General features: G+C 64.3%; 9 protein-coding genes. All 9 read left to right on the forward strand.

From position 1 onward, the window contains the following. Nucleotides 1-86 precede the first annotated feature (86 nt). The 9 genes from ACOZJV_RS14475 to ACOZJV_RS14515 all read left to right on the forward strand — a co-directional run bounded on the left by ACOZJV_RS14475 (nucleotide 87) and on the right by ACOZJV_RS14515 (nucleotide 10569). Nucleotides 87-725 carry a glutathione binding-like protein gene (locus tag ACOZJV_RS14475; RefSeq protein WP_421547919.1) on the forward strand — a complete coding sequence of 213 codons (639 nt, stop codon included), beginning with the start codon at nucleotides 87-89 and terminating at the stop codon, nucleotides 723-725. A gap of 177 nt (nucleotides 726-902) precedes the next feature. Then, nucleotides 903-3332 carry a penicillin acylase family protein gene (locus ACOZJV_RS14480; RefSeq protein WP_421547920.1) on the forward strand — a complete coding sequence of 810 codons (2430 nt, stop codon included), beginning with the start codon at nucleotides 903-905 and terminating at the stop codon, nucleotides 3330-3332. A gap of 135 nt (nucleotides 3333-3467) precedes the next feature. Continuing rightward, nucleotides 3468-4499 carry a ligase-associated DNA damage response exonuclease gene (locus ACOZJV_RS14485; RefSeq protein WP_421547921.1) on the forward strand — a complete coding sequence of 344 codons (1032 nt, stop codon included), beginning with the start codon at nucleotides 3468-3470 and terminating at the stop codon, nucleotides 4497-4499. After that, nucleotides 4496-6175 (forward strand): ATP-dependent DNA ligase, encoded by a 1680-nt coding sequence (locus tag ACOZJV_RS14490; protein WP_421547922.1) that lies wholly within the window; start codon nucleotides 4496-4498, stop codon nucleotides 6173-6175. Before ACOZJV_RS14485 ends, ACOZJV_RS14490 begins: the two co-directional genes overlap by 4 nt. Before the next feature lie 214 nt (nucleotides 6176-6389). Continuing rightward, entirely contained in the window at nucleotides 6390-7172 is a 783-nt protein-coding gene (locus ACOZJV_RS14495) for a transporter substrate-binding domain-containing protein (protein ID WP_020297207.1), read from the forward strand. A 55-nt stretch (nucleotides 7173-7227) separates the two neighbouring features. Beyond that, entirely contained in the window at nucleotides 7228-7956 is a 729-nt protein-coding gene (locus ACOZJV_RS14500; protein ID WP_078470138.1) for an ABC transporter permease, read from the forward strand. After that, nucleotides 7953-8663, forward strand: a complete 711-nt coding sequence (locus ACOZJV_RS14505; RefSeq protein ID WP_020297209.1) for an ABC transporter permease — start codon at nucleotides 7953-7955, stop codon at nucleotides 8661-8663. Before ACOZJV_RS14500 ends, ACOZJV_RS14505 begins: the two co-directional genes overlap by 4 nt. Before the next feature lie 9 nt (nucleotides 8664-8672). Continuing rightward, nucleotides 8673-9791 (forward strand): succinylglutamate desuccinylase/aspartoacylase family protein, encoded by a 1119-nt coding sequence (locus ACOZJV_RS14510; RefSeq protein ID WP_201129720.1) that lies wholly within the window; start codon nucleotides 8673-8675, stop codon nucleotides 9789-9791. Nucleotides 9792-9804: 13 nt separating this feature from the next. Continuing rightward, nucleotides 9805-10569 carry an ABC transporter ATP-binding protein gene (locus tag ACOZJV_RS14515; protein WP_078470136.1) on the forward strand — a complete coding sequence of 255 codons (765 nt, stop codon included), beginning with the start codon at nucleotides 9805-9807 and terminating at the stop codon, nucleotides 10567-10569. Nucleotides 10570-10590 lie beyond the last annotated feature (21 nt).

Here is a 10590-nt window from a genome sequence, read left to right on the forward strand (position 1 = left end):
CAGGCAAGCCGACGCGCGCAAACAGGACGATCTAATGCCATTGTTTGCTTTCCCTATTTGAAGACCCGTCCCAGCTGGAGAGCTCCATGATCGACCTGTATTACTGGACCACCCCCAACGGCCACAAGATTTCACTGTTCCTCGAAGAAGCCGGCCTGCCCTATGAGGTTCACCCGGTGAATATCGGCCAGGGCGAACAGTTCAAGCCGGACTTTCTCAAGATCGCCCCCAACAACCGGATCCCGGCGATTGTCGATCACCAGCCCGAGGATGGCGGCGCGCCGCTGTCGCTGTTCGAGTCCGGGGCAATTCTTTTGTACCTCGCAGAAAAGACCGGACAGTTCCTGCCCAAGGACCTGCGCGGACGCCAGGAGGCCCTGCAGTGGCTGTTCTGGCAAATGGGCGGGCTGGGGCCAATGGCGGGCCAGAACCATCACTTCAGCCTCGCCGCCCCGGAGAAAGTCCCCTACGCGATCAAGCGCTACATCGACGAAACCGCGCGCCTGTATGGGGTGCTGGACCGGCGCCTGGCCGACCGCGACTTCGTAGCCGGCAGCGAGTACAGCATTGCCGACATGGCGATCTTTCCCTGGATCGTTTCCTACAAGAAGCAGAGCCAGCATCTGCAAGACTTCCCCCATGTGCAGCGCTGGTTCAACCGCATCCAGGCGCGACCTGCCACCGAACGCGCCTATGCCATCGTGCAGCGGGTCAACCCGAGCTGATACCCCGGCGCATTGACCCATCGCCGGCTGGCCGCGTCCCCCTGAACCCGGACGCGGCCTGCCTTCGATCGCTATTTGCCCGGCAAAGCACAAATACCCGCTGCCCCGGCTTGCGCGGCACTCGCCTGCTCACTAACGTAGCGCCTTTATTGACGCTACCCCCGCAGGAGCTTTGCCATGGCCTCGCCAGCCCTCACACATTTTCTTCCCCGGTTCGGCGTTGCCGCGGCAGTGGCCGGCGTTCTCAGCCTGGCCGGTTGCCAGTCATGGAACACCCAGGACACCGTGCCCCCCTCCTCCGGCGTGCAGCCGCTCAAGGGCCTGGCGCAGAACGTTTCGGTGCGGCGCAATGCCATGGGCATGCCGCTGATCGAGAGCAACAGCTTCCACGATGCGCTGTTCACCCTGGGGTACGTGCACGCCAGCGACCGCATCAATCAGATGGTGACCCTGCGCCTGCTGGCTCAGGGTCGCCTGGCAGAAATGTCCGGTGCCGAGGTGCTGGACGTCGACCGCCTGATGCGCAGCGTCAACCTGAAAAAGAGCGCCGACGAGCTGTACAAGGCCTCCTCGCCGCGCATCAAACGCTTCTTCGAGGTCTATGCCCGCGGCGTCAACGCCTACCTGTTCCGCTACCGCGACAAGCTGCCGCCGGACCTGGCGGCCACCGGCTACAAGCCTGAGTACTGGAAACCCGAAGACTCGGCGCTGATCTTTTGCCTGCTGAATTTCGGCCAGTCGGCCAACCTGCAGGAAGAAATCAACGCCCTGGTACTGGCGCAGAAAGTCGGCGCCGACAAGCTGGCCTGGCTGACCCCAAGCTACCCGGACGAGCCGCTGCCCTTTGCCGAGGCAGAAAAACTCAAGGGCATCGCCCTCAATGTGCCGGGCCTGGCGCAAGTCAGCGGGGCCGCCGAGCGTCTGAGTGCGCTCAACCCGCTGGGCATCACCAGCGCCAGCAACCTGGCCATCGCCCCGCAGCGCAGCCGCAGTGGCCGCAGCCTGCTGGCCGCCGACAGCCACATGCAGGCCTGGAACTACGTGCAGATCCGCGCGCCGAAGTACCAGGCTGCTGGCGCTTCGATTGCCGGCCTGCCGGCGATTATCCAGGGCTTCAACGGCAAGGTGGCCTGGAGCCTGAGCGCAGTCAACGGCGACAACCAGGACCTGTTCTTGGAAAAACTCAAGTTCCAGGGCAACGCCCTGTACTACCTGGCGGGCGGCAAATGGCAGCCGGCCGGCGTGCGTAACGAGACCTTTTTCGTCAAAGGCCAACGGCCGATTCGCGAAGCCGTGTACGAAACCCGCCACGGGCCTCTGCTCAACAGCGGCCAGGGCACAGCCCTCGGCAGCGGCTACGGTTTGGCCCTGCAAATGCCGGACCTCAAGGACGACAAGAGCCTGGACGCGTTCTTCGACCTGTCCCGGGCGCAAAACGTCGAAAAGGCCTCGGATGCCAGCCGCGAGATCCGTGCCATCGCGCTGAACATGGTGTTCGCCGATGCCAGCAATATCGGCTGGCAAGTGACCGGGCGCTTCCCCAACCGCCGTGAAGGCCAGGGCCTGCTGCCTTCGCCAGGCTGGGACGGGCGCTACGACTGGGACGGTTACGCCGATCCAATGCTCCACCCCTACGACCAGGACCCGGCCCAGGGCTGGCTCGGCACCGCCAACCAGCGAATCATCACCCAGGGCTACGGCATGCAGCTGTCCAACTCCTGGCACGCCCCGGAGCGCGGCGAGCGCATGGCGCAACTGGCCTCGAGTGGCAAGCAGGACAGCCGCAGCCTGATCGCCCTGCAATACGACCAGGGCACCACCTTTGCCGCCAAGCTGAAGAAAATGTTCGAAGCGCCGGGCATGTCCCAGCCGCTGAAAAAAGCCATCGACGCCCTGCCTGAAGCCGACCGCAGCAAAGCGCGCGAGGCCTACAGCCGCTTGCTGGCGTTTGATGGCAAGCTCAGCGCCGGCTCGGCGGATGCGGCGATCTACGAGCTGTTCCTCCAGGAAAGCGCCAAACAGATCTTCCTCGACAAGCTCGGCCCATCCACCAGCGGCACCTGGAAAGCCTTTGTCGCCAACGGCACATTGTCCTACTCGGCCCAGGCCGCGCACCTGCTCGGCGAAGAAGACAGCCCGTTCTGGGATGACTCGCGCACCGCGCAAAAGGAAGACAAACCGGCGATCCTCGCCCGCAGCCTGGCCGCTGCCATCAGCGCCGGCGAAACCCAGCTCGGCGCCGACCGCAAGGCCTGGCAGTGGGGCAAGTTGCACAGCTACAGCTGGACCAACGGCAGTGGCCAAACCATTCGTGGCCCGCTGCAAATGGGCGGCGACCACAGCACCCTGAACGGCGGCGCCTACCGCTGGGGCCAGGACTTCGCGGTCACCGACACGCCCGCACTGCGCTTTATCGTCGACTTCGGCCAGAGCGAGCCGCTGATGGGCGTCAATAGCAGTGGCCAGTCCGGCAACCCGGCCAGCCCGAACTACGCCAACGCCATCGACCCGTGGCTCAAGGGCCAGTACCTGAGCCTGCCGCTGCAACCGCAGAACTTCGAGCGCAGCTACGGCAAGACCCGCCTGACCCTGGTCCCCGGCAAGTAAGCCGCCCCGCCCGTCCGGCACTCCAGCGCCGGGCGGGCGTCCGGCCTTGAGCCGCGCCTTCACCCCACACCCGATCGAACTTCTCCCGCGCCGCCCGCCTCCTACTTAGCAAGCCCACTGCTCCTGGCACTTTCCATGGACCTTGTGATTGCGCGCCCTGAAGGTTTGTACTGCACGGCCGGGGATTTCTATATCGACCCCTGGCGCCCGGTCGAGCGCGCCGTGATTACCCACGCCCATGGCGACCATGCCCGCGGCGGCAATCAGCATTACCTGGCGGCAACCCCGGGTGAAGGCATTCTGCGCTCGCGCCTGGGCCCGGCCATCAACCTGCAAACCCTCGAGTACGGCGAACGCCTGCTGCATCACGGCGTGACCTTGAGTTTTCACCCCGCCGGGCATGTGCTGGGCTCGGCCCAGGTGCGCCTGGAATACCAAGGTGAAGTCTGGGTCGCCTCCGGTGACTACAAGGTCGAGCCCGATGGCACCTGCGCGCCGTTCGAGCCGGTGCGGTGCCATACCTTTATTACCGAGTCGACCTTTGGCCTGCCGATTTATCGCTGGCAGCCACAGGCCGAGATCTTTGCCGAGATCAATCAGTGGTGGCAGGGCAACATCGGCGCGGGCAAAGCCAGCGTGTTGTTCTGTTATTCGTTCGGCAAAGCCCAGCGCATTCTCCACGGCATCGATGCCAGCCTCGGGCCGATCCTGGTCCACGGCGCGGTGGAACCACTGAACCAGGTGTATCGCGCAGGTGGCATCCACCTGCCACCGACGCTGTACGCCGGCGATGTCGACAAGAACGACCCGTTGATGCGCCAGGCACTGGTACTGGCGCCGCCCTCGGCCGGCGGCAGCAGCTGGATGCGCCGCTTTGGCGATTACAGCGATGCCTTTGCCAGCGGCTGGATGCGCTTGCGTGGCACCCGCCGGCGGCGCGGCGTCGATCGCGGTTTCGTGCTGTCTGACCATGCCGACTGGCCCGGGCTGCTCTGGGCCATCCAACAGACCGGCGCCCAACGGGTGCTGGTGACCCACGGCTCGGTCGCGGTGCTGGTGCGTTACCTGTGCGAACAGGGCCTGGACGCCCAGGGCTTCAGCACCGAATACGGCGATGACGAAGACGACAACGCCACCCCGGAACCCGCCACCGAGGGCGCGCCATGAAAGCCTTTGCCAGCCTCTATGCCGACCTGGACGCCACCACCTCGAGCAACGCCAAACTGGCCGCCATGCAGGCCTACTTCGCCCAGGCGGCGCCGGAAGATGCGGCCTGGGCGGTGTACTTTCTTTCCGGCGGCCGGCCCCGGCAACTGGTACCCACCCGCACCCTGCGCGAGCTGGCCGTGGCCCTGTCCGGGCTTGAGCCCTGGCTGTTCGAAGAGAGCTACCAGGCCGTCGGCGACCTCGCGGAAACCATCTCCCTGGTGCTGCCCGAATCTCCCCAGGGCTCGAACGAAGGCCTGGCCCTGTGGATCGAGGACAAACTCCTGCCCCTGCGTGGCGCACCGGCCGAGACCCTGGCCGCCCAACTGCCCCGACTCTGGGCGCAACTGGACCGACAAAGCCTGATGCTGTGCATCAAGTTGATCACCGGCAGCTTCCGCGTCGGCGTCTCCAAACTGCTGGTGACCCGGGCCCTGGCGGCCATGGCCGGACTCGACAGCAAACGGGTGGCGCAGCGCCTGGTGGGCTACACCGATTTGTCGCACCGCCCCGACGCCGCCAGCTACCTCAAGCTGATCGCCCCCGAGTCGGCCGATGAGCACGCACAACGCGGTGGCCAGCCTTACCCGTTTTTCCTGGCCCACGCCCTGGCCCAGCCGGTGGAAAACTTCGAAGCCTTGCTGGGCCCGGTCAGCAACTGGCAAGTGGAATGGAAGTGGGACGGCATCCGCGCGCAACTGGTCAAGCGCGAGGGCCGGCTGTGGATCTGGTCCCGGGGCGAAGAGCTGGTCACCGAACGTTTTCCCGAACTGCTGATTCTGGGCCAGCGCCTGCCGGATGGCACAGTCATCGACGGCGAGATCCTGGTCTGGAAAGCACCCGCGCCGGATGACGCCGCGCCCGGCGCGGTGCCGGCCCCGTCAGTGCAGCCCTTTGCCCTGCTGCAACAGCGCATTGGTCGACGCAATGTGAGCAAGAAGGTCCTCGCCGACGCCCCGGTGGTGCTACTGGCCTACGACCTGCTGGAATGGCAGGGCCAGGACTGGCGCAACCAGCCCCAGGCGCAGCGCCGCAGCCAACTCGAGCAGGTGATCAAGGAGTGCGCCAGCCCGCTGCTGTTGTCCTCCGAGGTTTTGCAGGGCCGGGACTGGTTCGACCTGGCGCGCCAGCGCGAAGCATCCCGCAGCCTGGGGGTCGAAGGCATGATGCTCAAGGCCCGCGACGCGCTCTATGGGGTTGGCCGGACCAAGGACATGGGCGTGTGGTGGAAGTGGAAGGTCGAGCCGTTCAGCGTCGATGCGGTGCTGATTTATGCCCAGCGCGGCCATGGCCGGCGCGCCAGTCTCTACAGTGATTACACCTTTGCCGTGTGGGATGGCCCGCCCGGCGCCAGCGAGCGCAACCTGGTGCCGTTCGCCAAGGCCTATTCCGGGCTGACCGATGAAGAGATGCGCAAAGTCGACAGCATCGTGCGCAAGACCACAGTCGAGAAGTTCGGCCCGGTGAGCAGTGTTACCCCAAGCCTGGTGTTCGAGCTGGGATTCGAGGGCATCGCCCTGTCCAAGCGGCATAAAAGCGGAATTGCCGTGCGCTTCCCGCGCATGCTGCGCTGGCGCCAGGACAAGCGCGTCGAGGACGCCGACAGCCTCGCCACCCTCCAGGATCTATTGGGCTGAACCCCTGTCAGCCCGCCTTGCACCTTATTGATGCGGCGCCTGGCGCGCGCCCTGTTTCGGCGCATGGGTCGCAGCGGCCAAACACTCGTGCCACCTTTTAAAACACTTGTTCGGGACTCTGGTTCGGAAATTGCTACTTTCATTGAGTCTGCTGCATTCCAGTAACAGTACCCATGCGCCACAAGCGCTCATATTGGTTTTTAGGGATTGAATAATGAAAAAAGCATTGCTGACCCTTTCTGCACTGGCTCTCTGCATGGCCGCCGGTTCCGCGCTGGCCAAGGAATACAAGGAACTGCGTTTTGGCGTCGACCCCTCCTATGCACCTTTTGAATCCAAAGCCGCCGACGGCAGCCTGGTGGGCTTCGATATCGATCTGGGGAATGCGATCTGCGCCGAGCTCAAGGTCAAGTGCAAATGGGTAGAAAGTGACTTCGACGGCATGATCCCTGGCCTCAAAGCCAACAAATTCGACGGTGTGATCTCTTCCATGACCGTCACTCCGGCCCGTGAAAAGGTCATCGATTTCTCCAATGAACTGTTCTCCGGCCCGACCTCCTTCGTGTTCAAAAAAGGCGCAGGCCTGAGCGAAGACCTCGCGTCCCTCAAGGGCAAGACCGTCGGCTACGAGCAGGGCACCATCCAGGAAGCCTACGCCAAGGCCGTGCTGGACAAGGCTGGGGTCAAGACCCAGGCCTACCAGAACCAGGACCAGGTCTACGCCGACCTGATCTCCGGGCGTCTCGATGCGTCGATCCAGGACATGCTGCAAGCCGAACTGGGCTTCCTCAAGTCGCCACAAGGCGCGGATTACGAAGTCAGCAAGCCGGTGGACAGCCCATTGCTGCCAGCCAAGACCGCCGTCGGCATCTCGAAAGGTAACAAAGACCTCAAGGCCCTCCTCGATAAAGGTATCAAAGCGTTACACGATGATGGCACCTACGCCACCATCCAGAAAAAGCACTTCGGCGACCTGAATCTCTACAGCGGTAAGTAATGCTCTGGCGCCCATCTTCGATGGGCGCTTTTTTATCGCCACAGGTCCCTGATTTATGTTCGAAGAACTCTTGCAAACCCTAGGGCTTTCCGCCTTCAGCCTGAAGGGTTTCGGCCCCCTGCTGCTGGAAGGCACCTGGATGACGATCAAGCTGTCCGTGTTGTCGCTGTTGGTCGCCGTACTACTCGGCCTGATCGGCGCCAGCGCCAAACTTTCCAGCCTGGCCCTGCTGCGGGTCCCGGCCCAGCTCTACACCACGCTGATTCGCGGGGTGCCGGACCTGGTGCTGATGCTGCTGATTTTCTACAGCCTGCAAACCTGGCTGACCTCCTTCACCGACTTGATGGAATGGGAATACATCGAAATCAACCCATTCAGCGCCGGGGTCATCACCCTGGGCTTTATCTATGGCGCCTACTTCACCGAAACCTTTCGCGGCGCAATCCTCGCCGTGCCCCGGGGCCAGGTCGAAGCCGCCACCGCCTATGGCCTCAAGCGCGGCCAGCGCTTTCGCTTCGTGGTGTTTCCGCAAATGATGCGTTTCGCCCTGCCGGGCATCGGCAATAACTGGATGGTGATGCTCAAGGCCACCGCCCTGGTCTCGATCATCGGCCTGGCCGACCTGGTCAAGGCTGCCCAGGATGCGGGCAAGAGCACCTACCAGCTGTTCTACTTCCTGGTCATCGCGGCGCTGATCTACCTGTTGATCACCAGCGCCTCGAACGTCGTCCTGCGCTGGCTCGAACGCCGCTACGCCGCCGGTTCCCGGGAGGCCGTACGATGATCGAGCTCCTGCAGGAATACTGGCGGCCGTTCCTCTACAGCGACGGCTACAACATCACCGGGCTGGCCATGACCATGTGGCTGCTCAGCGCCTCGATCTGCATCGGCTTTCTGGTGTCGATCCCGCTGTCCATCGCCCGGGTCTCGCCCAAGCGTTACATCCGCTGGCCGGTGCAGTTCTACACCTACCTGTTTCGCGGCACCCCGCTCTATATCCAGCTGCTGATCTGCTACACCGGGATCTACAGCATTGCCGCGATCCGCGCGCAGCCGGTGCTGGACGCGTTCTTTCGCGATGCCATGAACTGCACCATCCTCGCCTTCGCCCTCAACACCTGCGCCTACACCACGGAGATCTTCGCCGGGGCGATCCGCAGCATGGCCCATGGCGAAGTCGAGGCGGCCAAGGCCTATGGCCTCAGCGGCTGGAAGCTGTATGCCTACGTGATCATGCCCTCGGCTCTGCGCCGCTCGCTGCCCTACTACAGCAACGAAGTGATCCTGATGCTGCACTCCACCACCGTGGCCTTCACCGCGACCATCCCGGATGTGTTGAAAGTCGCGCGCGATGCCAACTCGGCCACCTTCCTGACCTTCCAGTCGTTCGGGATTGCCGCGGTGATCTACCTCTGCGTGACCTTCGCCCTGGTCGGCCTGTTCCGCCTGGCCGAACGTCGCTGGCTGGCCTTCCTCGGGCCGACCCACTAGGACTTGCACATGCGCCACCAGATCCACGACTTGCTCGCCCCGCTGCCCGGCACTGCGCGGCAGATCCACAGCTTCCACTTCGGGCCGCAGCACGCCGCCGGCAAAATCTATATCCAGGCGTCCCTGCACGCCGATGAAATGCCCGGCATGCTGGTGGCCTGGCACCTGAAACTGCGCCTGGCGGAGCTCGAAGCCGCCGGCCAACTGCTCAGTGAAATCGTCCTGGTGCCGGTGGCCAACCCAGTGGGCCTGGAGCAGGTGCTGATGGACGTACCCCTGGGGCGCTACGAGCTGGAAAGCGGGCAGAACTTCAACCGCTGGTTCGTCGACCTTGGCGAACAGGTGGGCAACGCCCTCGAAGGCCAGTTGGGTGACGACCCGCAACTCAACCTGGAACTGATCCGCGCCAGCCTGCGCCAGGCCCTGGACCTGCACAGCGCGACCACCCAACTGCAATCCCAGCGCCTGACCCTGCAACGCCTGGCCTGCGACGCCGATATGGTGCTCGACCTGCACTGCGACTTCGAAGCCGTGGCCCACCTCTACACCACCCCCGAAGCCTGGGAGCAGGTCGAGCCCCTGGCGCGCTACATCGGTGCCGAGGCCAGCCTGCTGGCCACCGACTCTGGCGGACAGTCGTTCGACGAATGCTTCACCCTGCTCTGGTGGCAGTTGCAGCAGCGCTTCGGCGAACGTTTCGCGATCCCCCAGGGCAGCTTTTCCGTGACCCTGGAACTGCGCGGCCAGGGCGACGTCAACCACGGCCTGGCCAGCCTCGACTGCCAGGCCCTGCTGGATTACCTGACCCACCACGGCGCCATTGCCGGCGAGGCGCCGCCCTTGCCCGAGCTGCCCTACCCGGCCACGCCCCTGGCGGGCGTTGAGCCGGTGACGACCCCGGTCGGCGGCCTGCTGGTGTTCACCGCCTTGCCGGGGGAGTACCTGGAAGCCGGGCAACTGGTGGCGCAAGTCATCGACCCGATCCACGACCGGGTGACCCCGATTCATTGTCGCCACGCCGGGCTGCTGTATGCCCGTTCGCTGCGGCGCATGGCCACCGCCGGCATGGTCATCGCCCATGTCGCCGGCCGCGAAGCCTATCGCAGCGGCTACCTACTTTCGCCTTGAGGATGTTCGCTCCATGTACAAACTAACCATCGAAGGCCTGCACAAGTGCTACGGCGACAACGAAGTGCTCAAAGGCGTTTCGCTCAAGGCCAGGACCGGCGACGTGATCAGCCTGATCGGTGCCAGCGGCTCGGGCAAAAGTACCTTCCTGCGCTGCATCAACTTTCTGGAGACCCCCGACGACGGCGCCATGAGCCTGGACGGCCAGCCGATCCGCATGGTCAGCGACCGCCACGGCATGCGCGTGGCCGACGATGACGAGCTGCAACGGATCCGCACCCGGCTGGCCATGGTGTTCCAGCACTTCAACCTGTGGAGCCACATGACCGTGCTGGAAAACATCACCATGGCCCCGCGCCGGGTGCTGGGGGTGAGTAAAAAGGACGCCGAAGACCGCGCCCGGCGCTACCTGGACAAGGTCGGGCTGCCGGCGCGGGTGGCCGATCAGTACCCGGCGTTTCTCTCGGGCGGCCAACAGCAGCGGGTGGCCATCGCACGCGCCCTGGCCATGGAACCGGAGGTGATGCTGTTCGACGAACCGACCTCGGCCCTGGACCCGGAGCTGGTGGGCGAAGTGCTGAAAGTGATCCAGGGCCTGGCCGAAGAAGGCCGGACCATGATCATGGTCACCCACGAAATGAGCTTTGCGCGCAAGGTTTCGAGCCAGGTGCTGTTTCTGCACAAGGGCCTGGTGGAAGAAGAAGGCACCCCGGAAGACGTGCTGGGCAATCCGAAAAGCGAGCGCTTGCAGCAGTTCCTCAGCGGCAACCTCAAGTAACCGGGGGCGCCGCCTTGAGCG

The sequence above is a fragment of the Pseudomonas sp. QD4 genome (genome assembly GCF_049199125.1).
In the GTDB taxonomy this organism is placed as follows: Bacteria; Pseudomonadota; Gammaproteobacteria; order Pseudomonadales; family Pseudomonadaceae; genus Aquipseudomonas.

Coding starts and splice junctions, on each gene's coding strand:
- ACOZJV_RS14475 (WP_421547919.1), top strand. CDS start 87: ATGATCGACCTGTATTACTGGACCACCCCCAACGGCCACAAGATTTCA.
- ACOZJV_RS14480 (WP_421547920.1), top strand. CDS start 903: ATGGCCTCGCCAGCCCTCACACATTTTCTTCCCCGGTTCGGCGTTGCC.
- ACOZJV_RS14485 (WP_421547921.1), top strand. CDS start 3,468: ATGGACCTTGTGATTGCGCGCCCTGAAGGTTTGTACTGCACGGCCGGG.
- ACOZJV_RS14490 (WP_421547922.1), top strand. CDS start 4,496: ATGAAAGCCTTTGCCAGCCTCTATGCCGACCTGGACGCCACCACCTCG.
- ACOZJV_RS14495 (WP_020297207.1), top strand. CDS start 6,390: ATGAAAAAAGCATTGCTGACCCTTTCTGCACTGGCTCTCTGCATGGCC.
- ACOZJV_RS14500 (WP_078470138.1), top strand. CDS start 7,228: ATGTTCGAAGAACTCTTGCAAACCCTAGGGCTTTCCGCCTTCAGCCTG.
- ACOZJV_RS14505 (WP_020297209.1), top strand. CDS start 7,953: ATGATCGAGCTCCTGCAGGAATACTGGCGGCCGTTCCTCTACAGCGAC.
- ACOZJV_RS14510 (WP_201129720.1), top strand. CDS start 8,673: ATGCGCCACCAGATCCACGACTTGCTCGCCCCGCTGCCCGGCACTGCG.
- ACOZJV_RS14515 (WP_078470136.1), top strand. CDS start 9,805: ATGTACAAACTAACCATCGAAGGCCTGCACAAGTGCTACGGCGACAAC.